The sequence below is a fragment of the Rhodococcus sp. M8 genome, assembly GCF_015654185.1.
GTDB classification, from domain to species: Bacteria; Actinomycetota; Actinomycetes; order Mycobacteriales; family Mycobacteriaceae; genus Rhodococcus; species Rhodococcus aetherivorans.
In genome coordinates, this window is record NZ_CP064065.1 from 5,230,179 (window position 1) to 5,254,539 (window position 24,361).

Here is a 24,361-nt window from a genome sequence, read left to right on the forward strand (position 1 = left end):
TCGCATCCTCTCTGACCACAGCCTGTGACGCTGACCACCCTATTCGAGAGCCCCCGGGGTGAGGCACTGCCCGTTCGGCCGGTGCGCCGGGCGGCGCCTCGGCGTCGGTGAGCGGGCACGCGGCTACCGGGGCAGCCCCAGCTTCCGATAGCGCTCGAGCCGCCGCCGGTATCGCAGCGTCGGGTCCTGGCCGACGAGCACGCCGAGTTCGCGGGCGACGGCGGCACCGACACGCTTGGCGAACTCGGTGGGCTCCTCCGCGGCATCGGGGAACTCGGGGATCACACCGTCGACGACACCGTCGCGCAGCAGGTCGCGGGAGCGGATGCCCTGAGCCGCCGCCATCTGCGGGGCGTGGGTGGTGTCGCGGTGCACGATCGCGCTGGCGCCCTCGGGCGGCAGCGGGGCGAGCCAGCCGTTCTGCGCGCACAGCACCCGGTCGGCGGGCAGCAGCGCCAGCGCGCCACCGCCGGTGCCCTGCCCGAGGAGCACCGACACCGTGGGCGTCGGCAGGGTCACCAGGTCGGCCAGGCAGCGGGCGATCTCCGGCGCGAGTCCGCGTTCCTCGGCCTCCTTGGACAGCGAGGCGCCGAGCGTGTCGATCACCAGCACGAGGGGAAGGCGGAGTTCGTCGGCCAGCCGCATCGCGCGCCGCGCCTCGCGCAGCGCGCCCGGACCCATCGTCCGCGCTGCGGACTGTCCGCTGCGGTCCTGGCCGAACAGCACGCACGACGCGCCGCGGAACCGGGCGAGCGAGACCAGCACGGTGCGGTCGGACTCGCCCTGCCCGGTGCCGGACAGCGGGACCTGCGCGGCCGCGGCATGCCGCAGCAACTGCCGGATGCCGGGACGCTCCGTCCGGCGGGAGAGCATTACCGACTGCCACGCCGGCACGTCGGGCACGTCGTCGGCGGAGGTGACCGCGGGACCTGCGGACGCATCGATGACCGTCGGCTCGGTGAGCACGCGGAGCATCCGGTGCACGAGCTGGCGGACCCCGGCGAGCGGCACCACCCCGTCGATCACGCCCTTCTGGGACAGGTTCTCGGCGGTCTGCACGCCCTCCGGGAAGGCCTCGTGGTAGAGCGCCTGGTAGACGCGGGGGCCGAGAAAGCCGACGAGCGCGCCGGGTTCGGCGGCGGTGACGTGCCCGAGCGAACCCCACGACGCGAACACCCCGCCGGTGGTGGGGTTGCGCAGGTACACCAGATAGCCGAGGTGCGCGGCCTTGTGAGCGGTGACGGCCGCCGCGATCTTGACCATCTGCACGAACGCGAGGGTGCCCTCCTGCATCCGGGTGCCGCCGGACGTGGGGGAGGCCAGCAGCGGCAGCTGCTCGCGGGTGGCGCGTTCCACGGCGAGGACGATGCGCTCGGCCGCGGCCACCCCGATCGACCCGGCGAGAAAAGCGAACTCGCAGGCGATCACCGCGACGTGCCGGCCGTGCACGGTTCCGACGCCGGTGATCACGGACTCGTCGACGCCGGACTTCGCCGCCGCGGCCTCGAGCTCGGCGCGGTACTGCTCGTCGGGGTGCACGTCGACGGGGGCGGTGTCCCAGGAGTGGAAGCTGCCCGCATCGAGCACGCTGTCGATGAACTCCTGCGCCGAGATCCTGAGGGCCATGGCACGACCCTAGCCGTGCGTCCTTCGGGCGCCTCCAGGCTCCCGAAGGACGCACCGGCGCCTACCGGCCGATCGCCTCCTTCCAGGTGACCACGCGGCCGATGCGCAGGATGGACCGGCGGTAGATCCGCGCCCCGACCACGCTCAGGGCGCCGGTCACGAGCAGCATCAGCACGATCGTGCCGACGATCTGCAGCGGGGTCGCCACGCCGGAGGCGATGCGCAGCGGCATCAGGATCGCCGAGAACGGCGGGATCCAGCTCAGCACGGTGCTCCACGTCGACTCGGGGTCGTCCACGGACGAGAAGGCCGCGAAGAACATCGCAACGATGAGCACCATCAGCGGGGACGCGGTGGCGTTCACGTCCTCCTGGCGCGACACCATCGAGCCGGCCGCGGCGTAGAGGACCGCGAAGAACGCGAACCCGAGGACGAACCAGCCCAGTGTGCCGGCGAGCGTGCCCAGGGCCGCGCCGGTGACGGTGAGTGTGCCGGTGGCGAGACCGGCCCCCACCCCGGCCACCCCGTACGCGGTGAGCTGCAGCAGACCCACCGCACCGATGCCGAGGATCTTGCCCCACAGCAACTGCAGCGGGCGCAGCGTCGACAGCAGCAGCTCCACCACGCGCGACGACTTCTCCTCGACCACGCCCATCGCCACGTACATCCCGAACATCATGATCTGCATGTAGAGCAGCACGACCGCCGCGATCGCCAGGGTGGTGCGCTGCGCCTGCTCCGGGTCCGGCGGGTCGAGGGCCTCGACGGTCACGGTCGCGCGGGCGGTGTCCGCCGCCAGCGCGGACGGGTCGACGCCGCGCGCGGTGAGGGCCTCGACCTGCGCTTGCTGCGCGACGGCCGTGTCGATCGTCGCGCGCAGGACCGGATCGATCTCCGATTCGGCGACGGCGGTGACGGAACCCGCCGGGCCCGGGACCAGCGCGACGTCGAGCTCGCCGTCGCGTACCCGGTCGCGGCCGGTGCCGGCGTCCGGGATCTCCGTGACGTCGACCGGGCTGCCCGTGGCTTCTCCGACGGCGGTGACGGCGGCGCCGAGGGCCGGGTCGCCGACGACGCCGACGGTGGCGGGTTCGTCGTCGCCGGAGAACAGCGACACGGCGACGATGCCGCCGACGATCGCGAGCAGGATGATCGCGTTGCTGATCAGGAAGCTCTTCTTGCGGATCTGGGTGAGGAACTCACGGCGGGCCACCAGCGCGACGGCGCGGGCGGGACTCAACGGGGCGCTCACGCTGCGACCACCTCTCGGAACAGGTCGGTCAATGTCGGCCGACGAACGGAGAACTCGTGCACCGGGCCGGTGGCGAGCGCGGCCCGGAGGATCTGCTGGTCGTCGGCGCCGTTGCCGAGGACGAGGACGGTGCGCCCGCCGCCGTGCGCGACGGTGGTGACGCCGGGCAGCCCGGCGGCCCAGCCCTCGGGGGCCTGTGGGGCGTGCACCTCGAGCCGGGCCTCACCGTGGCCGCGCAGTTCGTCGACGGTGCCGACGGCGCGCATCGTTCCCTTGGAAATGATCCCGACACGGTGGCAGAGCCGCTGCACGAGATCGAGCTGGTGGCTCGAGAAGATCACCGGGACACCGGTTTCGGCCTTCTCCATCAGCACGTCGCTCATGACGTCGACGGCGACGGGGTCCAGGCCCGAGAACGGCTCGTCGAGGACCAGCACCCTCGGGTCGTGCACCAGGGCGGCCGCGAGCTGGACCCGCTGCTGGTTACCGAGGGAGAGCGCGTCGACGGCGTCGTCCACCCGCTCGGCGATGCCCAGCCGGCTCGTCCAGCGCGTCACGGCGGCATCGGCCTCGGAACGGGAGAGTCCGTGCAGCCGAGCGAGATACGACAGTTGCGCGCCGACCTGCATCTTGGGGTACAGCCCCCGTTCCTCCGGCATGTACCCGATGGTGCGGCGCACCTGGAGGTCGACGGGCCGGCCGTCGAGCCGGACCTCACCGGAGTCGGCGGCGAGCACCCCGAGGACGATCCGCATGGTGGTGGTCTTCCCGGCGCCGTTGCTGCCGACGAAGCCGAACAGCTCACCGGGCCGCACGTCGAAGGTGACGTCGTCGAGCGCGACGACGTCACCGTATCGTTTCGAGACACCGTTGATCGTGAGCGTCACGTTTCCTCCGTCTTCTCGGGTTGTTCTCTGCGTCAGTCGGTTTCGTCGGGATCGGGGTTGTTCCAGGCCAGGATCATCGCGGGCAGGCAACCGCCGATCAGCGTCGCGGTCAGCGTCATGAGCCCGCCCGCATAGGCCATCCTGGGATGCATGCCGTCGGTCAGCACGCTGCCGAGGACGAGGTAGAGCACCGGAATCATCACCAGGGACTGGGTCACGGTCAGGGCGATCGAGCGAGCGCTGTTGCGTTCCTGGATCTCCCGCTCGTCGAGGGCCGCGCGCGGTGCGTCGCCCTGCCGGCCCGAGACGATCTGCAGCGAGATCCAGAGGGGGAAGAACGTCAGGCACGCCGGCAGCCACAGCAGCGGTCCCCGTGCGAAGAAGTGGCACAGCACGCCCACGGTGAACATGAGAACGAACGTCGCGGCGAGGGCCACGACCAGGATTCGGCGGCGTCGACGAGTGTGCCAGCGCGGCAACATGTTCCGGAACTTTTCTTCGTTCCTCAGGAAGCGCCGGGTGCGGAAGGCCTCGTACCGTTCGAGGAGGGTGGCGTCGTGCACGGGCATCTCGGTCACTGTGCGTCACGTCCTTCGGTTGCGGTGCGGATCCGGTACACCTCGGTGGACAGCGGCCCGAACTCGGTGCGGGAGAACACGGCCTCGACCGGGAGGCCGAAGACGTCGCAGATGCGGAAGGCGAGGTCGAGGCTCGGGTAGTGGTCGCCACGCTCGAGGGCGCCGACGGTCTGGGGATTGACCTCGACGAGCTGCGCGAGCTGCGCACGGCTCATCCCGCGTTCCGCGCGCAGGACGCGGATGCGGTTGTGGATCGGCAGGGTTTCCCCCCGACGTACCGGACTCATACAACGAAGTATTGTAAAAACCCAACGAACGGTCAAGCGGTGTCGACGCGTCCGCGCGGCAGGCAGCACCCCGGCGCGCCGCCGAAAGACCCGCGGGAGTCCTACTCGAGCAGCCCGCGGAGCCGGTCGAGCTCGCGCCGGTCCCGCTTGGTGGGCCGGCCCGTGCCGCGGTCGCGGCGAGGAATCGAGGCGAGGATCTCCTTGGGTGGGGGAGGGGGACTGTGGTCCTCGTACGCCTGGGCGGCGACCGGCGCCCCCACCCGCTTGGCCAGCAGCTGCGTCACCCGCACGATCCGTTCCGCCCCGGCCACGCGCACCCGCACCTCGTCGCCGACCTTCACGGGCTGCGACGGCTTCGCGGGGGCGTCGTTGACCCGCACGTGCCCGCCGCGGCACGCGGCCGCGGCGGCGGACCGCGTCTTGAACAGGCGCACCGCCCAGGTCCAGCTGTCCACCCGGACGCTGCCGGCCGTCATGCCGGCTCCTCCGTCAGCCGCCCCCGTCGAGGTGCCACCGGCGGGTCGAACGGGTGTTGGCGAGCATCCGGCGATCGTGGGTGACCAGCAGCAGCGTGCCCTCGAAGCTGTCGACGGCCTGCTCGAGCTGCTCGATCGCGGGCAGGTCCAGGTGGTTCGTCGGTTCGTCGAGCACCAGCAGGTTCACCCCGCGGGCCTGCAGCAGGGCCAGTCCGGCCCGGGTGCGTTCGCCCGGTGACAGCGACGACGCGGACCGCAGCACGTGGTGGCCCCTGAGCCCGAACTTGGCGAGCAGCGTCCGCACCTCCGCGTCCGGCCAATCCGGCACCTGCGCGGCGAAGGCGTCCACGAGCGGCTCGTCGCCCTCGAACAGGGCACGTGCCTGGTCGATCTCGCCGATCTTCACGCCCGACCCGAGGGCCGCGGTGCCGGTGTCGGGCCGGATCCGGCCCAGCAGCAGCCGCAGCAGCGTCGTCTTCCCGGCGCCGTTCGGGCCGGTGACGACGATCCGGTCGCCCCACTGCACCTGCGTCGTGACGGGGCCGAGCACGAAGTCGCCGCGGTCGACGCGTGCGCCGTTCAGGGTGGCCACCACCGCACCGCTGCGCGGCGCCGCCGCGATCGACATGCGCAGCTCCCACTCCTTGCGCGGCTCCTCGACGACGTCGAGCCGCTCGATGCGGCGCTGCGTCTGCCGCGCCTTCGCCGCCTGCTTCTCGGTGGCCTCGGCGCGGAACTTCTTGCCGAGCTTGTCGTTGTCCTTGGACTTGCGGCGGGCGTTGCGGACCCCGTGCTCGAGCCAGTTGCGCTGCATCCGGGCGCGATCCTCGAGCTCCTGCTTGGTGTCCGCGTACTCCTCGTAGGTCTCGCGGGCGTGCCGCCGAGCCACCTCGCGTTCGACGAGGTACGCCTCGTAACCGCCGTCGTACACCGCGATCTGTTGCTGCGTCAGATCCAGTTCGACGATCCCGGTGACCGTGCGGGCCAGGAACTCGCGGTCGTGGCTGATCACCATCAGCGCGGTGCGGGTCTCGGCGACGAATCGCTCGAGCTGATCGAGGCCGGCCAGATCGAGGTCGTTCGTGGGTTCGTCGAGCAGCAGCACGTCGTACCGGGACAGCAGCAGGGCCGCCAGCCCGGCCCGCGCCGCCTGTCCCCCGGAGAGCCCCGTCATGGGCGCGTCCAGCCCGACCTCGAGGCCCAGGTCGGCGACGACCTTCTCGGCGCGTTCGGCGAGATCCGCGCCGCCGAGCGCGAGCCACCGTTCCAGGGCGGGGGTGTAGTCGTCGACGTCGGTGGTCCCCAGCGCCTCGGCCGCGGCGTTCATCGCGTGCTCGGCGTCGGTGACACCGGTCCGTCGGCCGAGGAAGCCGAGGATCGTCTCGCCCGGGACGCGCTCGGGTTCCTGGGCGAGATACCCGACGGTGGCGTCGGGCGGGCTGAGGACGACCGTGCCGGTGACGTCGGCGGTGCCGACCCCGGCGAGCGTCGTGAGCAGGGTGGACTTGCCTGCGCCGTTGGCGCCGACCAGGCCGATCACGTCGCCGGGCGCGACGGTCAGGCTCAGGTCGGTGAACAGGGTGCGTTCGCCCCGGGAGGCGGACAGGCCGCTGATGCGCAGTGTTGCAGTCACCTCTCGATTATCCCCACGCGCGTCGCGGGGTTTCCGGATGGTGGGATGCGGGGAACACCGGGCGGCCGGAAGGGGTTGGGCCGATCATGACCGTTCCCACGATCACCCTCAACGACGGCAACACGATTCCGCAGCTCGGCTTCGGCCTGTGGCAGGTCGAGGACGAGCAGAGCTACGACGCGGTGACCGAGGCGCTGCGGGTGGGCTACCGCAGCATCGACACCGCGGCCCTCTACGGCAACGAGGCCGGCACCGGCCGCGCGCTGCGCGACTCGGGCGTCCCCCGCGACGAGCTGTTCGTCACCACCAAGCTGTGGAACAGCGACCAGGGCTACGACTCGGCGCTGCGCGCCTTCGACACGAGCCTGGGCAGGCTCGGCCTCGACTACGTCGACCTGTACCTGATCCACTGGCCGGCGCCGGCCCAGGACCGCTACATCGACACCTTCCGCGCCTTCCAGAAGATCAAGGCGGAGGGCCGCGCCCGCTCGATCGGCGTCTCCAACTTCCGGATCGAGGATCTCGACCGGCTGATCGACGCCGTCGGCGAGGTCCCGGCCGTCAACCAGATCGAGCTGCATCCGCGGTTCAACCAGGCCGAGCTGCGGGCGTATCACACCGGCAAGGGCATCGCCACCGAGGCCTGGAGCCCCCTCGGCCAGGGCACCGTGCTCGAGGACCCGACGCTGACGTCGATCGCGCAGGCGCACGGCCGCACCGTCGCGCAGGTGATCCTGCGCTGGCACATCCAGCTCGGCACCATCGTCATCCCGAAGTCCGTCACGCCCGAGCGCATCGCGAGCAACGTCGACGTCTTCGGTTTCGAGCTGACCGCGGACGACCTCGACCGCATCCGCGGGCTGCACGATGACGGCGGCCGCATCGGCGGCGATCCCGCCACGTTCTCCTGATCCGCGGGGCCGGGGCGGTGGCCGAATGTGACACGCGTTCGATCTGATCGACGCAGTGTGACATTCGGCCCGCGCGGGCGATGAGTTCTCCCGGTCCGACCGGTCCGTATCGATACGGGCTCCGGCCGGAGCCGGGAGAGGAGTCGTCGTGAGCACACCTGTCACCACCACCGTCGATGCCCGCTTCGGGGACGAAGGGGAGCCGCCCCTGCCGTGGACCGACACGGAGGAGCTTCTCGAGTCCGCGCAGCTGTACTGGCTCAGCACGGTCCGGCGCGACGGCGTACCGCATGTGACACCGCTGATCGGACTGTGGCACGCGGGCGGATTCGTCTTCTGCACGGGCCCGGGCGAGCAGAAGACGCACAACCTCCGGCACAACGATGCGGTGGCTGTCACCACGGGCGTCGCGACGTGGGCGGCCGGCACGGACGTCGTGGTCGAGGGGCGGGCCCGGCGCGTCACTGACGGCGACGCGCTGCGCGACGTCGCCGAGGCGTACTACGTCAAGTACGGCCAGCAGTGGCGGTTCGAGGTCCACGGCGACGCCGTCGGGCCGGTGGACGACCCGGGCTGGGTCTTCCGCGTCGAGCCGAGCAAGGTGCTCGTCTTCGCCAAGGGGCCGTTCGGGCAGACCACGCACCGGTTCGCCTGACCGCCCGTGCCGACGGCCCGTTCCCGGCCGGATGTCACATTGCTTCGATCCGATCGAACGCATGTCACATTCGGCCACACAACCGCGCGAGCATCGCGCCGGTCGCCTGTCAGCGGGGCGGGCCGGCGTCCAGCGTGAGCGTGGCGGTGCGTCGCTGCCCGGCGGCGTCGAGCCAGCCGATCTCTACGCTGTCGCCCGGCCGTCGCGCCATCAGCATTTCCTCGAGGTCCGCCGTGGACGAGACCGGGCGCCGGTCGAACGCGACGATGACGTCGCCGATCTCGAGGTCGGTGCCGGCGGCCGGGGTGCCGTAGCCGACCCACAGCACTTCGGCGCCGGTCTCCTGGCCGCCGGTCCGGCCGGTGGTGACGCTCACGCCGAGCAGCGGGGTCGGACCGACGTGCACCGTCCCGGCGCTCGTGCCGGTACGGACCTGGTCCACCACGTCGAGGGCGATCCCGATGGGCACCGCGTACGCCTCGGGTGGGTCGGGGACGACGGCCGGATCCGGTTCCAGGGCCCCGGCGGTGTTCACCCCCACGACGGTGCCGAACGCGTCGACGAGCGGACCCCCGGAGTCCCCGGGCCGGATCGCCGCGTCGACCTGCAGCATTCCGCTGAGCCGGCGCAGGGATCCGTCCATCGAATCGCGCACCGACACCGTCTTGTCGACGGCGACGACCGTGCCGGGCGCAGGCACGACGACCCCGCCGCCGTCCGCGTTGCCGAAGGCGGTCACCGGCGCTCCCGGTTGCGGAAGGGGGCTCTCGGTGACGGCCGCGACCGGCAGGCCGGCGGCGGAGCCGAGTTGCAGTACGGCGATGTCGAGGGTGGTGTCGTAGCCGAGCACCGCGACGTCGTAACTCGCACCCGTGTGGGCGCTGACCGCGCTGATGTCGGTGGCGCCGGTGACGACGTGGTGGTTCGTGAGCACCGTGCCGTCGGCGGTGAGGACGATGCCGGTGCCCGAGATGCCGCGCCAGCCGCGGTTGGCGGAGAGGGTGACGACGGCCGGCGTGATCCGTGCCGCCACCTCCTCGGTGGTAGGCACGACGGGCGGGGCGGGTGCCGGGGGTGGCGGCGGCAGCACGACGATCTCGACCGTCGCCGGCGCGGTGAGCACCAGTCCGGCGGACACCATCGCCAGGACGGCGCCGATGCGGCGGATCACGGCCCCGGCGCGGTGGCCGCGAGATGGTCGACGAGTTCGCGGGCGGCGGCGCGACCGGCGCGGTTCGCGCCGATGGTCGACGCCGACGGCCCGTACCCGACGAGGTGGACCCGCGGGTCCGCGGCGACCTGCGTCGCCAGCTTCCCCGTCATGGTGATGCCGCCGCCGGGATTGCGCAGGCCGAGGGGCGCGAGATGGTCGAGGGAACTGCGGAAACCGGTGCACCACAGGATGACATCGACATCGAGCGTGGTGCCGTCGGGCCACCGGACGCCGGTTTCGGTGATCTCGTCGAACATCGGGAGGCGGTCGAGTGCGCCGCGTTCGCGGGCCGCACGGATAGCGGGCGTGACCGGCAGTCCGGTCACCGACACCACCGACCCGGGCGGCAGGCCCCGCCGTACCCGGTCCTCGACCAGCGCGACGGCGGCCCGGCCGAGTTCCGGGGTGAAATCCTCGTCGCGCCAGGCGGGTTCGCGGCGGGTCACCCAGGTGGTTTCGGTGACGCGGGAGATCTCGTCGAGCAGCTGCACCGCCGAGATGCCGCCGCCGACGACGAGGACGTGGCGGCCGGTGAACTCGTCGGCGCTGCGGTAGTCCCGGGTGTGCAGCTGGCGTCCGCGGAAGCGGGTAGCGCCCGGGTACCAGGGCACGAAGGGGTGTTCCCACGTGCCGGTGGCGTTGGCCAGTCCGCGGGCGGAATACACGCCGCGGTCGGTCTCCACGCGCAGTCGCTCGCCGCGGTCGCACACCACGCCGACCTGGACGGGGCGGTGCACCGGCAGGTGGAAGCGGGCCTCGTAGGCGCGGTAGTACTCGGGAACCGCGGCGGCCGCCGGCACCTGCCCGGCGGTGGTGTCGACCGCTTCGGAGAACGGCCACCCCGGCAGGTCGTGTACTCCGTTGACGGTGCTCAGCGTCAACGACGGCCACCGCTCCTGCCAGGCGCCGCCGGGGCCGAACGACCGGTCCAGCACGACGAACCCGGACTCCGGTTCGACGCCGAACCGCTGCAGGAAGTAGGCGGTGGACAGCCCGGCCTGGCCCGCGCCGATCACCACGACGTCGACGGGGGTCGCCGGTGCGTCCGTCGTCATCACCGCCCTCCCTTCCGTGGGTCCGCACCCATGATGCACCGGCGTCCCCGTCGCCGCCGTGCCGTCGGCACGATCGGGGCCGTGCCGTCGGCACGATCGGGGCCGGCGCGACCACCGTCGGAGGGACTCACGGGCTTTCCCGCACGACCAAAAATGTGATATCACTTTAATATCGCATTGCAATGACCGGGAAGGGAGTCACCGCCATGTCCGCCACCCCCTCCGTAACCATCGAACGGCCCGGACGATCCGCGAGCGGCTGGTCCGTCCTCGCGATCGCGCTCGCCGTGGACGTCGTGGCAGCGGCGCTCGCCGTGTTCGGCGTGGTGAACCACAACGTCGCACTCGTCGTGGCCGGCGCGGTGCTGTTCGTCCCCGCCATCGTGGCGCTCGCCGGCCTGGTCCTCGTCGAACCCAACGAGGCCCGCGTGCTGCAGTTGCTCGGCAGCTCGTACTCGGGCACCCTCCGGCAGGACGGGCTGCGCTGGATGAACCCGCTCAACACCCGGCGCAAGATCTCCACCCGCATCCGCAACCACGAGACCGGGATCGCCAAGGTCAACGACGCCGACGGCAACCCCATCGAGATCTCTGCCGTCATCGTGTGGCAGGTCGAGGACACCGCCCGGGCCGTGTTCGACGTCGACGACTTCGAGGAGTTCGTCGCCGTGCAGACCGAGGCGGCCGTCCGCCACATCGCCGGCAGCTACCCGTACGACGCGGGCCCGGAGACGTTGTCGCTGCGGCAGAACGCCGACGAGATCACCTCGAGGCTCTCCGCGGAAGTCGACGAGCGGGTCGGATCCGCCGGCGTGCGGGTCGTCGAATCCCGGATCAACCGGCTCGCGTACGCGCCCGAGATCGCGCAGGCCATGCTGCGCCGCCAGCAGGCGGGTGCCGTCATCGCCGCGCGCGAGCAGATCGTCAGGGGCGCGGTCGGCATGGTCGGAACCGCCCTCGAACAGCTCGAGAAGGAGCACACCATCGAACTCGACGAGGAGCGCAGGGCCGCGATGGTGAGCAATCTGCTCGTGGTCCTATGTGGTGACCAGAGCGCGCAACCGGTGCTCAACACCGGATCGCTCTACGCCTGAGGGCTCGTCGACGCCATGGCGGAACGCAAGAAGCTCCTGCTCCGGCTCGACCCGGCGGTCCACGACGCGCTCGCGCGGTGGGCCGCCGACGAGTTGCGCAGCACCAACGCGCAGATCGAGTTCCTGCTCCGGCGCGCGCTGAGCGAGGCGGGACGCATGCCGCGCGACGCCGGGCGCATCCGCAAGCCCGGCCGGCCGCGCGCGGACGAGGGCTGACGCGGAGCGACGTCGCGCCCGTGCGCGGCGGGTGCGATGATGCGTGCCGGCGACGAAAGGTGAAGCACACATGATGGGGATCAGCCGCGACGGCGACGTGGTCACGCTCGAACTGCGGCGCGAGGAGCGCCGCAACGCGCTCAACACCGAGCTGTGCGTCCAGGTCCGGGAGGGACTCGAGGAGGCGCTCGACGGGGGTGCGCGTGCGGTCGTGATCACCGGCCGGGGCTCGAGCTTCTGCGCCGGCGCCGACCTGTCGGGGGACGTCTACGCGGAGGGATTCCTCGACAGCCTGGGCGAGATGCTGCGTGCCATCCAGGAGGCGCCCGTGCCGGTGATCGCCGCGATCAACGGCCCCGCCATCGGCGCGGGCACCCAGCTCGCTCTCGCCGCGGACCTGCGGGTCGTCGCGCCGGGTGCTCGCTTTGCGATTCCCGCGGCGCGCCTTGGTATCTCGGTGGACCGGTGGACGGTACGACGGCTGGCCTCCCTGCTCGGCGGCGGCCCGTCGCGGGCCGTGCTGCTCGCCGCCGAGCCGGTCGACGCCCACGAGGCCGTGGACCGCGGCCTGGCCAACCGGATCGGCGACCTCGTCGCCGCGCAGTCCTGGGCACACGAGATCGCCAAGCTCGCACCGCTGTCGCTGCACGCGATGAAGCTGTTCCTCAACGACGACGGCACCCGCGACGAGCCGTCGCCTGAGCAGACGGCCGCGCTGGCCGCGGCGTGGCTCAGCGAGGACGTCCAGGAGGCCCGGCTCGCCCGCGCGGAACGCCGGGAGCCGGTCTTCCGCGGCCGCTGAGCGCGCCCGCGCCCCTCTACAGTGGTGGGGTGAGCGTCAAGCAGACCGCCTCGTCCGCCCTCGCCGGCGCCGGCTTGCTGTGGGTGGCGCGCGCCGCCCGCGGCGTCCCCGGCTCGATCGGCGCGACCCCGGCGGACATCCGCCCGTACGCCGCCGGCTCACCCCGGTATCGGAACGGCCGGTTCCACAACTCGGAGCCGAGCAGCACGGTGCTACCCGAGGCCGGCGGCAGCCTCGTCAAGGACATGCTCACCCGACGGTCTTCCGGCACGCCGCGCGACGCGGTGCCGCTCGCGCCGCAGCTCGCGCCGGTGCAGGCCGCGGAACTGGCGGTCACCTGGTACGGGCACTCGAGCGTCCTCCTCGAGATCGACGGCCACCGGATCCTCGCCGACCCGGTGTGGAGCGAGCGGGTCTCGCCGTCGCCGGCCGTGGGCCCGGCCCGGTTGCACCCGTCGCCGGTCGAACTGGCGGAACTGCCGCCGATCGACGCCGTCGTGATTTCCCACGACCACTACGACCACCTGGACCGCGAGACCGTGGAGGCGCTCGCGGCCACGCAGCGCGAGGCCCGGTTCCTGGTGCCGCTCGGCGTGGGCGCGCACCTGCGCCGGTGGCGGATCCCGGCCGACCGGATCGTCGAGCTGGACTGGGACCAGCACACCGAGGTGGGCGCGCTCACCGTCACGTGCACCGAGGCGCGGCACTTCTCCGGACGCGGCCTGATCCGCAACATCACACTGTGGTCGTCGTGGGTGATCGCGGGGCCGACGCGAACCGCGTTCTTCGGCGGCGACAGCGGCTACACGCCCCGGTTCGCCGGCATCGGGGACCGCTACGGCCCGTTCGATCTGACGTTGCTGCCGGTGGGCGCCTACGACCCGCGGTGGCCCGACGTGCACATGAACCCGGAGGAGGCGGTGCGCACCCACCTCGATCTCGGGGGCGGCGACCACCCCGGCCTGCTCGTCCCCGTGCACTGGGGCACCTTCAACCTGGCGTTCCACGCGTGGTCGGAGCCGATCGCGCGGCTCCTGCCGGCCGCTCGGGAGGAGGGGGTGCCCACGGCCGTGCCGATGCCGGGGCAGCGGGTCGACGCACTGCGGCCGGGCTCGCAGGATCCGTGGTGGGTTCCGCTCGGCTGACCCCGGGCCGGTAGGGGTTTCCGGGCCGGTAGGGGGTTTCCGGGCCGCCGCAGCGGGTATCCCGCCGTCCGTCGGGGAGCGTCGGAGGGAGGGCGGGGCCATCGTCGAATCGTTGCTCTTCGGGATCATCGCCTCGAGCGCGCTGGTGCTCGGTGCCCTGGTGGGCGGATGGGTGGAGATCCCCAAACGCGTTCTCGCGGCGATGCTGGCGTTCGCCGCCGGCGCGCTCATCACCGCCCTGTCGTTCGAGTTGTTCGAGGATTCGTACGAGAAGGGCGGCATCTGGCGCGCGGCGATCGGACTCGTCGTCGGCGCGCTCGTGTTCACCGTGCTCAGCGCGTGGCTGGACCGGGTGGCCGAGGGCCGGCGGGAGAAGGACCACGGCAGCGAGAAACTCGACGTCGACGCGGCCGCCGAGGAAACCGCGCCGTCGTCGTCCTCGGTGAGCGGGGCGGCCGGGCTGGCGCTGCTGGCGGCGGTCACGCTCGACGGGGTGCCCGAGAACGTGGCGCTCGGTGTGTCCCTGGGGGAGGGCACCGGCGGCCTCGCCCTGCTGGTCGCGATCTTCGTGTCCAACTTCCCGGAGTCGCTCGTCGGCAGCGCCTCCATGCGCGCTCAGGGCCGGTCCCGGGGGTACATCCTCGGGATGTGGGTCGCGTGCGCCACGCTGCTGACCGTCGCCGTCGTCGTCGGGGCCGGGCCGCTCGCGGTGACCCCGCCGGAGACGATCTCCCTGCCGTTGGCGTTCGCGGCGGGCGCGGTGCTGGCGTCGCTGGCCGACACGCTCATGCCGGAGGCCTACGAGAAGGGCGGTCCCACGGTCGCGCTGAGCACCGCCGCGGGATTCGTGCTGTCGTTCGTCCTCGCGACGCTGTGAGCGGTGTCAGCGCGTCGTAGCGGCACGCTTGCGTTCGACGAGCGCCCGCGTGACGAGGAAGGCGATCGCCACACTCGCGACGGTACGCACCAGGCGGTTGACGTCCACCGCCGGCTGCCACGACAGCTTGCCGCCGCTGATGACGTACGCGCCCACCGGGCGAGCCCCGACGCCGAAGCCGCCGCCCTCGCCGTTCTCCCCGTCGGGCGAGTACCCTCCGCCTCCGCCGGCACCGCCGGAGACCACGGCCGCGGTGATGACCGTCAGGCCGTCCTTCTCGACCGGCTCCGAGTACACGCGCTTGACCGTGACCGTGTCGCGTGCCTTGGCCATCAGGTCCTCGAGATTCATGTCCGCCCCTGTCGTCGTGGATTCGACTCCGGCCGGTTCGCCGGCCCGTGCCCATTCTCGGCCGCCGTCCGCCGCCGGGGAAGTGTCCTAGGTCCCTGCGACGGCGAAGGCGCGACGGCTGTGCCGGACGAGTTCGCGCAGGGCCGGAGCGTCCGTATCGGACCAGATCAGCGACAGCACCGCGGGCGCGGTGGCGTCGTCCAGGGTGAGCCCGCACAACCGGCCCTCGAAGTGCGCGGTCATCGAGCGGCTGAGGATCGCCACGCCCAGCCCGCGGAGGGCGAGGTCGGCGACGGTGTCCGGGGAACTGGCCTGCAGGGCGATGTCGGGACGCAGGCCGGCGGCGGCACACGCCCGGTCGAACACGGTCCGGATCCCGGTGCCCTCGGGCATGGACACGACGGGGTGCGCGCACACGTCCGCGAGCGTGAGGCGGGCGCGTCCGGTCAGCGGGTGACCGGGCGGCACGGCCGCGACGATCGGTTCGCTGACGAGGGTGAGCGCCTCGAGGCCCGGGGGCGGGCTGCCGGCGGAGCCGACGAGGGCGAGGTCCACGGTGGCGCAGCGGACCCGCTCGACGAGCCGGTCGGAGGCGTCCTCGACGAGGTTGATCTCGACCCCCGGGTGCGCGCGGTGGAACGCGGCGAGTGCGTCGAACAACCCGGTGACGGTGCAGGCGGTGACCATGCCGACCACCAGCTGTCCGCGGATCAGTGCCGTCACCTCCTCGACCGCCTGCCGGGCGGCCGCGGCGGACGCCAGCGCGGCCCGGGCGTGCGGCAGGGCCGCCTCCCCGGCCGTGGTCAGGGTGGCGGTGCGGGTGGAGCGGTCGAACAGGGCGGCGCCGAGGTCGTGCTCGAGCCGGCGGACCTGGGCGCTGATCCCGGACTGGCTGATGTGGACGCGGTGGGCGGCCCGGGTGAAGTTCGCCTCCTCGGCCACCGCGACGAAGTACTCGAGCTGCCGCAGTTCCATAACCCCGGATTCTAGTTCCGATCAGAACAATCTGTTGGACTTCTGACTCTGCGGGTCGGAGGCTGGTGGTGTCCCGCTTCCGTTCCTGGAGAGGATGACCGTGTCCGACGCAGAGAAGGCTTGGCAGCCAGAGGATCTCACCCGCCTGTTCGTCGAGCGCTCCAACGCCGGCGACGCGGCGGGTGTCGCCGCACTGTACGAGGAGGACGCCGTGATGGCCTACCCGCCGGGCGGTCGCACGGTGGGCCGCGAGGCCATCCGCCGCTTGTGGGAGCAGGTGCTGGAACACGCGCCCCACTTCGAACCCGAGCCGCCGCTGCCGACACTGATCAGCGGCGACCTCGCGCTGACCGCCACCCCGCCGAAGGACGGCGCCGGCGCCCGGGCCCAGGTGGCCCGCCGCCAGCCTGACGGCAGCTGGCTGCGCGTGCTCGACCAGCCCGAGTTCGTCCGCCCGGACAGCTGAGCCCGGCGCGAGGCGCGTCACGGCACGGCGGCGGAGCGCAGCGGGTGGCTTAGCCTGATTCCCATGGCAGCAGAGGAGCCCACCGCCGTCGCCGACCAGGCGGCCGCGCCCCCGACCGACGCGCGGCACATCGAGCTGGGCCTGACCACCGAGCAGGTCGCCGAACGCGTGGCCCGGGGCGCCACCAACGACGTGCCGGACCGGGCGTCGCGGTCGGTCGGCGAGATCGTCCGCGCCAACGTCTTCACCCGCATCAACGCGATCCTGGCCGTCCTGCTGGCCATCGTCCTGGCCACCGGCTCGATCATCGACGGCATGTTCGGCCTGCTGATCATCCTCAACAGCGCCGTCGGCATCGTGCAGGAGATCCGCGCGAAGTGGACCCTCGACAGGCTCGCGATCGTCAGCCAGGCCAAGCCTCTCGTGCGCCGGGACGGAGTGGTGGCCGAGCTCCCGCCGCGCGAGGTGGTGCTCGACGACATCATCGAACTCGGCCCCGGCGACCAGGCGGTGGTGGACGGGTTCGTCGTCGAGGCCGAGGGGCTCGAACTCGACGAGTCGCTGCTCACCGGTGAGGCCGATCCCGTGCACAAGGAGCTCGGCGCACACGTCCTCTCGGGCAGCTTCGTCGCGGCGGGCAGCGGCGCCTACCGGGCCACGAAGGTCGGCCGTGACGCGTACGCAGCCCGGCTCGCCGAGGAAGCCAGCAAGTTCACGCTCGTGCACTCGGAACTGCGCGCCGGCATCGACAAGATCCTGAAATTCATCACCTACCTGATGATCCCGGCGGGCCTGCTCATCATCTACAACCAGCTGTTCTCGAGCGGCGAGGCGCTCGGCCCGGCACTCAGCGGCATGGTCGCCGCGCTCGTTCCGATGGTCCCCGAGGGCCTGGTGCTGATGACGTCGATCGCGTTCGCGGTGGGCGTGATCCGTCTCGGTCGCCGGCAGTGCCTCGTGCAGGAACTGCCGGCCATCGAGGGCCTCGCCCGCGTCGACGTGGTCTGCGCCGACAAGACCGGCACGCTCACCGAGAACGGCATGCGCCTGGCGGACGTCGTATGCGTCGACGGCAGCGACGAGACGGCCGCCCGTGCCGCGCTCGCGGCGATGGCCGCCGACGACCCGCGTCCCAACGCCAGCGTCCTCGCCGTCCGCGAGGCGATGCCGGACGACCCCGGCTGGGGAGAGGCCACCGCCGTCGCCCCGTTCTCGTCGGCGAAGAAGTGGAGCGGCCAGTCGTACGGCGACCACGGCGACTGGGTGCTCGGCGCACCGGACGTGCTGCTCGATCCCGGCTCGGAGGCGGCCCGGCGCGCCGAGGCGCTCGGGGCGCAGGGGCTGCGGGTGCTGCTGCTCGGCCGGTGCGACCGTCCCGTCGACGACCCGCACGCCCCCGGCACGGTCACCGCGCAGGCCCTCGTCGTGCTCGAGCAGCGGGTCCGGCCCGACGCCAAGCCGACCCTCGAGTACTTCGCGAGCCAGCAGGTCGAGGTCAAGGTCATCTCCGGCGACAACGCCGTGTCGGTCGGCGCGGTCGCGACGTCGCTCGGCCTGCCGCACGCCGATCACCCCGTCGATGCCCGCACCCTGCCGGAGGACCGCGACCGGCTCGCCGACACCCTCGACTCGGCCACCACCTTCGGTCGCGTGCGGCCCGACCAGAAACGGGCGATGGTCGGAGCCCTCCAGTCGCGCGGGCACACCGTCGCCATGACCGGCGACGGGGTCAACGACGTGCTGGCGCTCAAGGACGCCGACATCGGGGTCGCGATGGGCTCCGGCAGCCCGGCTACCCGTGCGGTCGCGCAGATCGTGTTGCTGGACAACAAGTTCGCCACCCTGCCCTACGTCGTCGCCGAGGGCCGGCGGGTGATCGGCAACATCGAGCGGGTCTCGAACCTGTTCCTCACCAAGACCGTGTACTCCGTACTGCTGGCGTTCCTCGTGGGGCTCTCGGGCGCGTTGTCCCAGGTGTTCGGCTACGAGCCGATGCCGTATCCGTTCCTGCCGCGGCACGTGACGATCGCGGCGTGGTTCACCATCGGAGTCCCCGCGTTCATCCTGTCGCTCGCCCCCAATAACGAGCGGGCCCGCTCCGGCTTCGTGTCGCGGGTGATGCGCCTGGCGATCCCGTCGGGGGTGATCATCGGGATCAGCACGTACGTCTGCTACATCCTGGTGTACGCCGGACCCGAGCAGACCGAGGCGCAGAAGATGCAGGCCGGCACCGCGGCGCTGATCACCTTGATCATGATCGCGCTGTGGGTGCTCGCCGTGGTGGCGCGGCCGTACGTGATGTGGAAACTGGTGCTGCTGGCCGGTTCGGTGCTCGGGTACCTGGTCCTGTTCGCCTTCCCCTTCGCCCGCGAGTTCTTCGCCCTCGACATCTCCAACGTCGGCGCAATGGTCACGGCGTTCACGTGCGGGGCGATCGGCGTGGTCCTCGTGGAGGTCTCGTGGTGGGTGACCGGGCGAGTCCACGGTGAGCACCGCCGGCTGTTCGCCGCCAGTGAGGACCTGTTGCCGGGCGTGCACTGACGGGGACGAGGGCACTGCCCCGGCCCGGCCGGGGACGGGGACACTGCGCCGCCGCGGCAGGTTTGGGAACCGGCCCGCGGTGGCACGCTGAGGCATCGATCCCTCGAACGGAAGGAGCGGCAGATGGGTTTGAAGGATTCGATCAAGGGCCTGGTCGACAAGGGCAGGGCGTACGCGGAGAAGAACCCCGACAAGGCCGGCGGGTTCGTCGACAAGGCAGGCGACGCCGCCGATGCCCGGACGGGCGGCAAGTACGCCCAGCACGTGGACAAGGTGCAGGACGCCGCGAAGAAGCACCTCGGTACCGCGGACCATCCCGTTCCCGGTGCGACTCCGGGTCCCGCGGGACGGCCCGGCCCGGAGTCCGATCCCGGCCCGCAGGCGCAGCCGGGCCCGCGCAGCCCGTAGCAGTGCAGGTCTTCGGCGGGAGGTCCCGACAGGGATCTCCCGCTCTGCGTCCACCGGTGGCACGCTGGTGACGATCCGACCATTGCACAGAGAAGGGATGGACCCGATGCGATTCATGGATTCGCTCAAGGGCCTGGTCGACAAGGGCAAGGACTATGCCCGGAAGAACCCGGACACGGTGAACAACGCCATCGACAAGGCCGGCGATCTCGCCCGGACGAAGGGGCCCCGAAAGTACTCCCGGCACGTCGGCAAGGCGCAGGAAGCGGTGAAGAAGACCCTCGGCACCGAAGGTCGCGGACCGGGTCCGGCTGCCGGACCCGGCCCGGCTCCCGGACCCGACCCCCGATAGCGCGGCGTCGGACCCGGCCCCACGTCCGGTCGCGACCTGCTGTGGCAGGCTTGGCCCGCTCGATCATTCGGACGAAAGGACGCGACGTGGGTTTCATGGATTCGGTCAAGGGGCTGGTCGACAAGGGCAAGGAGTTCGCGGCGCAGAACCCCGACAAGGTCGACGAGGCGATCGAGAAGGCCGGTGATCTCGCGGACCGCAAGACCGGCGGAAAGTACGCCGAGCAGGTCGACAAGGCGCAGGACGCGGCGAAGAAGGCCCTCGGCGCCGGATAGGCCGGGGCCGCCGATCGGCCCGTGCTGCCGAGGGGGAGCGGGGCGGGCACGCCGGTGCCGTCCACCCTTCGTTGAACGGTCGATCGGTCTTGTTAAGGTGGCTGGTGCCTTCCGCCGGGATCGACGCAGATCCCGGCGGGCCGCCCAGGGGGAGTCGGCGGTGTGTCGGTCGGGGGTTGTCGAGGGGATGTACGTCGGATGCCTCGGGCCGAGGTGTCTCGTCGGAATCCGCCTCGCGAGAAAGGTGAGTGAGTGGCCAAGCAAGCCCGCGCCGCAGTGACCCGGCAGCAGATCGTGCACGCCGCCGCCGCGATGTTCGACGAACGAGGGTTCCACGGCGCCAGCTTCGCCGACATTCTCCGCGACACGGGACTGTCCAAGGGGGCGGTGTACTTCCATTTCGCGTCGAAGATCGACCTCGCCGGCGCCATCGTCGCCGAGCAGCACCGCCGCTCGATCGCGCTCGTCGATGCGATCGCCGGCACCGAGGCGTCGACCCTCGAACAGATCGTGATGCTGTGCCACGGCATCGGCCGGCAGATGATCGAGGACCCCGTCGTGCGCGCCGGGATCCGGCTCACCCTCGAACTCGGCAGTCTCGACAAGCCCGCCGGGCCGTACCTGGACTGGATCACGGCCTGCGAGGCGTTCGGCCGTCGTGCCGTCGAGGAAGGCGACCTGGATGCCCACCTCGATCCGTCGATGCTGGCGCACTTCGTGATCTCCGCGTTCACGGGCGTGCAGCTCCTGTCCGACGTCCTCGCCGGGCGCGTCGACCTCGAGGAGCGGATCGACCAGATGTGGACGCTGCTGCTGCCCGGCATCATGCCGACCTCCCGCCACGACGCGATCGAGACGGTGCGCGGGGCGCGCTGGTCGCTACCTCTCGGCGGCGACCTGCTTCCCGTGTCGGCTACGTGAGCAACTGCGCGTAGTCGTCGCGGCGCTCGGCCGGGAGGAGCGTGTTCAGCACGAAGCGGGTCTGGAGCCGGATGTACTCGTCGAGCGTGTAGATGGCCCCGAAGTGCCAGTGCTTGAGCGCCCAGCCGTGCGCCAGCAGCATGATGTCGAAGACCATCAGGTCGACGTCGACCGGGTTCATCACGCCCGCCTCGATCCCCGCGTCGAGCGCGGCGCGCAGCGGCGCCGAGGACTCCACCTCGAGTTCCTTGATCCGGGCGCGTCCGGCGTCGTCGAGGGTGCGGCTCTCCCGGTAGGTGAGCACCGTGGCGTGGAGGTTCTCGTCCACGATCTCGATGTAGCGGCGCATCCCGGCGGCGAGCCGCTCGACGGGGTCGTCGCCGACGGCGTCCATGGCCGGTTCGAGCTGGTCGCGGAAGGCGTCGAGGATCGCGAGGATGGTCGCGAGGAGGACGTCCTCCTTGCCGCCGAAGTACTTGTAGATCAGCCCCACGCTCACCCCGGCCTCGTCGGCCAGCGCCTGCATGGACATCTGGTGGAACCCGGTCCGCTGCATGACCGTCACCGCGGCGTCGAGCACCTGTTTGCGGCGGGAGCTGGTGCGCACGGCTCGCACGGCCTCGTCCACGGGTAGCGCGTCGTGGTCGGTGGTCATGGTGGTGCTCCTCGTCGCCGCTGGGTCGGATCCACAGTACCGAGTGATCCGGGCGGGTCGTCCGGCGCAGCCCCGGGCGGCGGACATCCCGCGACGGCCCGCACGCCGGGCTACCGGGCGCGCGCGACGAATCCTTCCAGCAAGCGGACGGTGTCCGGCGTCTCGATCAGCCGGCTGATCTCGTCGAGCTCTCGGGCGAACCCCTCATCGCCCCGAGCTGCGACGATGCAGCGTTTGGCGGCCGCGTAGGCGGCCGGCGGCAGCTGCGCGAGTCGATCGGCCAAGGCTCGGGCCTCGGTCTCGACGTCGGCGTCGGTGGCCCACTGCACGATTCCGAGCCGTTCGGCCGCACGGCCGGTGACCAGTTCGGCGCCGAGCACGAGCCGGTGCGCCACCGACGGACCGGCCAGCCGGGTGAGCCGTTGTGTGCCCCCCGCGCCGGGAAGGAGCCCGATTCCCACCTCGGGAAGCCCGAGCTTCACCGAGGCGCCCGCGACGCGGAAGTCGCACGCGAGGGCCAGTTCGAGGCCGCCTCCCGTGGCGGCACCGGCGAGGGCGGCCACCGAGGGCTTCGGCAGCACCTCGATGCGGGCGAACACGTCCTGGAGCCGTGCGGTGAAGCGGCGCAGGCGTGCACCCCGATCGGGCTTCGTGCTCCAGGACTCCATCATCGCGATGTCCGCGCCTCCGCAGAAGATCCGCCGGGCACTGCGGATCAGGACGGCCCGTACGGCGGGGTCCTCGCCCAGCGTCGTGACCGCCTCGGCCAGGGCCTCCGCCTGCGCCTCGTCGAAGGCGTTGGCGGGGGGACGGTCGAGGGTGATGATCCCGACGCGGTCTTCGCGTGTGGTGACGACGCTCACGGTTACTCCAGCAGGTGTCGGTAGCGGGTTCGGTGTTCTTGTGGCAGAACGGTGTTGAGCACGAACCGGGTCTGCAGCCGGATGTAGTCGTCGAGGCTGTAGAGCCGGCCGAAATGCCAGTGCTTGAGCGCCCAGCCGTGGGCGAGCAGCACCAGGTCGAAGACCATCAGGTCGACGTCGACCGGGTTCATGATGCCGGCGTCGATGCCGTCGGTCAGCACCGCACGCAGCGGGGCGGAGGTGGCGATCTCGAGCCGCTTGAGCATCTCCCGCCCGGCCGGGTCGAGCGTGCGGCTCTCGCGGTAGGTCAGGGCCACGGCGTCGAGGTTCTCGTCGACGATCTCGACGAACCGGCCGATCCCCGCGGCCAGGCGCTCCACGGGGTCCGTGCCGGCCGCCGCCATCGCGGGCTCGAGCTGATCCCGGAACGCGTCCAGGATGGCGGTGATGGTGGCGAGGAGGATCTCCTCCTTGTTGCCGAAGTACTTGTAGAGCAGGCCCACGCTGACGTTCGCCTCGTCGGCCAGCGCCTGCATGGACATCTGATGGAACCCTGTGCGCTGCATCACCTTCGCGGCAGCGATCAGGATCTGCCTGCGCCGGGAGTTCGCACGGACCGCGCGCACGGCCTCGTCGATCGGCAGCTCGCTCGGATCGGCCGACATGGGCGTCCTCCTCGTCGCTCGGGACGGCCGCTCAGATCCCGAGATCCTTGGCGACGATCGTCTTCATGATCTCGGTGGTGCCGCCGTAGATGGTCTGGATGCGGGCGTCGACGAACGCGCGTGCCACCGCGTACTCGCGCATGTACCCGTAGCCGCCGTGCAACTGCAGGCACCGGTCCGCGATCCGCACCTGCAGTTCGGTGGCCCACCACTTCAGCCGCGCCGCGCGGGCGGCGGTGAGCTCGCCGGCAACGTGCTCGGCGATGCAGTCGTCGAGGAACGTGCGGGCCAGATCCAGCTCGGTGGCCAGTTCGGCCAGCACGAACTGGGTGTTCTGGAAGCTCGAGACCGGCTTGCCGAAGGCCTTGCGCTCCCTGACGTAGGTGAGGGTCTCGGCGAACACGCCCTCCGCCGCGGCGACCGCGCCGATCGCGAGCGACAACCGTTCCTGCGGCAGGTTGTGCACGAGCTGGTAGAAGCCCTGTCCCTCCTCGCCGAGCCGATTCGCGACCGGGACCCGCATGTCCGTGAAGGCCAGCTCGCTGGTGTCCTGCGCGTGCAGGCCGATCTTCTCCAGATTGCGCCCGCGGGAGAAGCCGGCGGTGTCGGCCTCGACGACGAGCAGGGTCAGGCCCTTGTGCGGGTCGTCGGAGGTGCGGGTGGCGACGACGAACAGGTCGCCGTTCTGCCCGTTGGAGATGAACGTCTTGGCGCCGTTGACCACGTAGTGGTCGCCGTCGCGCACCGCCGAGGTGCGGATGCCGGTCAGGTCGCTGCCGGTGCCGGGTTCGGTCATCGCGATGCCGAGGACGGTCTCGCCGGTGACGGCGCCGGGCAGCCAGCGGGCCTTCTGCTCGTCGGTGGTCATGTCGGTCAGGTACGGCAGCACGACGTCGTTCTGCAGCGAGAACGCGATCCCGGCGGCCGCGTTGCCCGCCCGGTTGACCTCCTCGATCAGGATGGCGTTGTAGCGGAAGTCGTCGACGCCGGGACCGCCGTACTCCTCCGGGACCGGGAAGCCGAGCAGGCCCAGCTTGCCGGCCTCGGTGAACAGGGACCGGTCGAGGCAGCTCGCCCGTTCCCAGTCCTCGTGCACCGGGGTGATCTTGTCCCGGACGAAGTCACGGACGACCTCGCGGAACTGCAGGTGCTCGGAGTCGTGGATCAATCGTGCGTTCATGG

General features: G+C 71.5%; 28 protein-coding genes. 13 read left to right on the forward strand and 15 right to left on the reverse strand.

The features are described from left to right. Window positions 1-123 precede the first annotated feature (123 nt). The 7 genes from ISO16_RS23780 to ISO16_RS23810 form a co-directional block, all read right to left on the reverse strand. The gene (locus ISO16_RS23780) at window positions 124-1,626 is read right to left on the reverse strand and encodes a carboxyl transferase domain-containing protein (protein ID WP_050034720.1); all 1,503 of its coding nucleotides are present in this window, start codon (window positions 1,624-1,626) and stop codon (window positions 124-126) included. 61 nt (window positions 1,627-1,687) lie between these two features. Continuing rightward, window positions 1,688-2,878 carry an ABC transporter permease gene (locus tag ISO16_RS23785; RefSeq protein ID WP_072634529.1) on the reverse strand — a complete coding sequence of 397 codons (1,191 nt, stop codon included), beginning with the start codon at window positions 2,876-2,878 and terminating at the stop codon, window positions 1,688-1,690. Then, entirely contained in the window at window positions 2,875-3,765 is an 891-nt protein-coding gene (locus ISO16_RS23790; protein ID WP_029541864.1) for an ABC transporter ATP-binding protein, read from the reverse strand. The genes ISO16_RS23785 and ISO16_RS23790 overlap by 4 nt, the downstream gene beginning before the upstream one ends. Window positions 3,766-3,797: 32 nt before the next feature. Next, window positions 3,798-4,343, reverse strand: a complete 546-nt coding sequence (locus ISO16_RS23795) for a hypothetical protein (protein ID WP_083662408.1) — start codon at window positions 4,341-4,343, stop codon at window positions 3,798-3,800. Further along, window positions 4,340-4,630: a helix-turn-helix transcriptional regulator gene (locus ISO16_RS23800; RefSeq protein WP_029541869.1), complete on the reverse strand. Its 291-nt coding sequence runs from the start codon at window positions 4,628-4,630 to the stop codon at window positions 4,340-4,342. The genes ISO16_RS23795 and ISO16_RS23800 overlap by 4 nt, the downstream gene beginning before the upstream one ends. A 101-nt stretch (window positions 4,631-4,731) precedes the next feature. Continuing rightward, window positions 4,732-5,106: an RNA-binding S4 domain-containing protein gene (locus ISO16_RS23805; RefSeq protein ID WP_006936062.1), complete on the reverse strand. Its 375-nt coding sequence runs from the start codon at window positions 5,104-5,106 to the stop codon at window positions 4,732-4,734. Window positions 5,107-5,119: 13 nt separating this feature from the next. After that, complete coding sequence (locus ISO16_RS23810) at window positions 5,120-6,739, reverse strand: ABC-F family ATP-binding cassette domain-containing protein (protein ID WP_195886176.1); 1,620 nt, start codon at window positions 6,737-6,739, stop codon at window positions 5,120-5,122. Between the two features lie 86 nt (window positions 6,740-6,825). Between ISO16_RS23810 and ISO16_RS23815 the strand changes: the two genes are divergently transcribed. Continuing rightward, window positions 6,826-7,650 (forward strand): aldo/keto reductase, encoded by an 825-nt coding sequence (locus ISO16_RS23815; protein WP_072634531.1) that lies wholly within the window; start codon window positions 6,826-6,828, stop codon window positions 7,648-7,650. A gap of 148 nt (window positions 7,651-7,798) precedes the next feature. Continuing rightward, a complete protein-coding gene (locus ISO16_RS23820) occupies window positions 7,799-8,305 on the forward strand; it encodes a pyridoxamine 5'-phosphate oxidase family protein (RefSeq protein ID WP_006936055.1) in 507 nt (168 codons plus the stop codon). A 109-nt stretch (window positions 8,306-8,414) separates the two neighbouring features. Here ISO16_RS23820 and ISO16_RS23825 read toward each other — a convergent pair whose 3' ends face one another. Beyond that, the gene (locus ISO16_RS23825) at window positions 8,415-9,476 is read right to left on the reverse strand and encodes a S1C family serine protease (RefSeq protein WP_083662409.1); all 1,062 of its coding nucleotides are present in this window, start codon (window positions 9,474-9,476) and stop codon (window positions 8,415-8,417) included. Then, entirely contained in the window at window positions 9,473-10,573 is a 1,101-nt protein-coding gene (locus ISO16_RS23830; RefSeq protein ID WP_072634532.1) for an NAD(P)-binding domain-containing protein, read from the reverse strand. The genes ISO16_RS23825 and ISO16_RS23830 overlap by 4 nt, the downstream gene beginning before the upstream one ends. A 206-nt stretch (window positions 10,574-10,779) precedes the next feature. On the opposite strand from ISO16_RS23830, the gene ISO16_RS23835 reads away from it, so the two are divergent. From ISO16_RS23835 to ISO16_RS23855, 5 genes are all read left to right on the forward strand, one after another. After that, on the forward strand, window positions 10,780-11,667 hold the full coding sequence (locus ISO16_RS23835) for an SPFH domain-containing protein (protein ID WP_072634583.1): 888 nt from the start codon (window positions 10,780-10,782) through the stop codon (window positions 11,665-11,667). Window positions 11,668-11,682: 15 nt separating this feature from the next. Then, window positions 11,683-11,883 carry a hypothetical protein gene (locus ISO16_RS23840; protein WP_050034723.1) on the forward strand — a complete coding sequence of 67 codons (201 nt, stop codon included), beginning with the start codon at window positions 11,683-11,685 and terminating at the stop codon, window positions 11,881-11,883. 70 nt (window positions 11,884-11,953) lie between these two features. Next, window positions 11,954-12,685, forward strand: coding sequence for an enoyl-CoA hydratase (locus tag ISO16_RS23845; protein WP_029541887.1), 732 nt, complete (start codon window positions 11,954-11,956; stop codon window positions 12,683-12,685). Window positions 12,686-12,714: 29 nt separating this feature from the next. Beyond that, entirely contained in the window at window positions 12,715-13,830 is a 1,116-nt protein-coding gene (locus ISO16_RS23850; protein WP_006941094.1) for an MBL fold metallo-hydrolase, read from the forward strand. Between the two features lie 112 nt (window positions 13,831-13,942). Then, window positions 13,943-14,707, forward strand: a complete 765-nt coding sequence (locus ISO16_RS23855; RefSeq protein WP_006941093.1) for a ZIP family metal transporter — start codon at window positions 13,943-13,945, stop codon at window positions 14,705-14,707. A 6-nt stretch (window positions 14,708-14,713) separates the two neighbouring features. Here the strand turns inward: ISO16_RS23855 and ISO16_RS23860 are convergent, their stop codons facing one another. Together ISO16_RS23860 and ISO16_RS23865 are read right to left on the reverse strand one after the other, a co-directional pair. Next, the gene (locus ISO16_RS23860; protein WP_006941091.1) at window positions 14,714-15,058 is read right to left on the reverse strand and encodes a hypothetical protein; all 345 of its coding nucleotides are present in this window, start codon (window positions 15,056-15,058) and stop codon (window positions 14,714-14,716) included. 87 nt (window positions 15,059-15,145) lie between these two features. After that, window positions 15,146-16,033, reverse strand: a complete 888-nt coding sequence (locus tag ISO16_RS23865) for a LysR family transcriptional regulator (protein WP_072634533.1) — start codon at window positions 16,031-16,033, stop codon at window positions 15,146-15,148. 100 nt (window positions 16,034-16,133) lie between these two features. On the opposite strand from ISO16_RS23865, the gene ISO16_RS23870 reads away from it, so the two are divergent. The 6 genes from ISO16_RS23870 to ISO16_RS23895 all read left to right on the forward strand — a co-directional run bounded on the left by ISO16_RS23870 (window position 16,134) and on the right by ISO16_RS23895 (window position 20,996). Beyond that, on the forward strand, window positions 16,134-16,499 hold the full coding sequence (locus ISO16_RS23870) for a YybH family protein (RefSeq protein WP_006941088.1): 366 nt from the start codon (window positions 16,134-16,136) through the stop codon (window positions 16,497-16,499). Between the two features lie 63 nt (window positions 16,500-16,562). Further along, window positions 16,563-19,040 (forward strand): HAD-IC family P-type ATPase, encoded by a 2,478-nt coding sequence (locus ISO16_RS23875; RefSeq protein ID WP_072634534.1) that lies wholly within the window; start codon window positions 16,563-16,565, stop codon window positions 19,038-19,040. Between the two features lie 123 nt (window positions 19,041-19,163). Then, complete coding sequence (locus ISO16_RS23880; protein WP_029541908.1) at window positions 19,164-19,448, forward strand: antitoxin; 285 nt, start codon at window positions 19,164-19,166, stop codon at window positions 19,446-19,448. A gap of 106 nt (window positions 19,449-19,554) precedes the next feature. Beyond that, a complete protein-coding gene (locus ISO16_RS23885; RefSeq protein WP_006941082.1) occupies window positions 19,555-19,800 on the forward strand; it encodes an antitoxin in 246 nt (81 codons plus the stop codon). 86 nt (window positions 19,801-19,886) lie between these two features. Continuing rightward, complete coding sequence (locus tag ISO16_RS23890) at window positions 19,887-20,075, forward strand: antitoxin (protein WP_006941081.1); 189 nt, start codon at window positions 19,887-19,889, stop codon at window positions 20,073-20,075. Window positions 20,076-20,327: 252 nt separating this feature from the next. Beyond that, window positions 20,328-20,996: a ScbR family autoregulator-binding transcription factor gene (locus ISO16_RS23895; protein WP_072634535.1), complete on the forward strand. Its 669-nt coding sequence runs from the start codon at window positions 20,328-20,330 to the stop codon at window positions 20,994-20,996. Here ISO16_RS23895 and ISO16_RS23900 read toward each other — a convergent pair. From ISO16_RS23900 to ISO16_RS23915, 4 genes are all read right to left on the reverse strand, one after another. Further along, window positions 20,989-21,651 carry a TetR/AcrR family transcriptional regulator gene (locus ISO16_RS23900; protein WP_006941079.1) on the reverse strand — a complete coding sequence of 221 codons (663 nt, stop codon included), beginning with the start codon at window positions 21,649-21,651 and terminating at the stop codon, window positions 20,989-20,991. The genes ISO16_RS23895 and ISO16_RS23900 overlap by 8 nt on opposite strands. Window positions 21,652-21,761: 110 nt before the next feature. Further along, a complete protein-coding gene (locus ISO16_RS23905) occupies window positions 21,762-22,514 on the reverse strand; it encodes an enoyl-CoA hydratase/isomerase family protein (protein WP_072634536.1) in 753 nt (250 codons plus the stop codon). 2 nt (window positions 22,515-22,516) lie between these two features. Further along, window positions 22,517-23,179: a TetR/AcrR family transcriptional regulator gene (locus ISO16_RS23910; RefSeq protein ID WP_050034726.1), complete on the reverse strand. Its 663-nt coding sequence runs from the start codon at window positions 23,177-23,179 to the stop codon at window positions 22,517-22,519. A gap of 31 nt (window positions 23,180-23,210) precedes the next feature. Then, window positions 23,211-24,359 (reverse strand): acyl-CoA dehydrogenase family protein, encoded by a 1,149-nt coding sequence (locus ISO16_RS23915; protein WP_072634537.1) that lies wholly within the window; start codon window positions 24,357-24,359, stop codon window positions 23,211-23,213. Window positions 24,360-24,361: the final 2 nt, after the last annotated feature.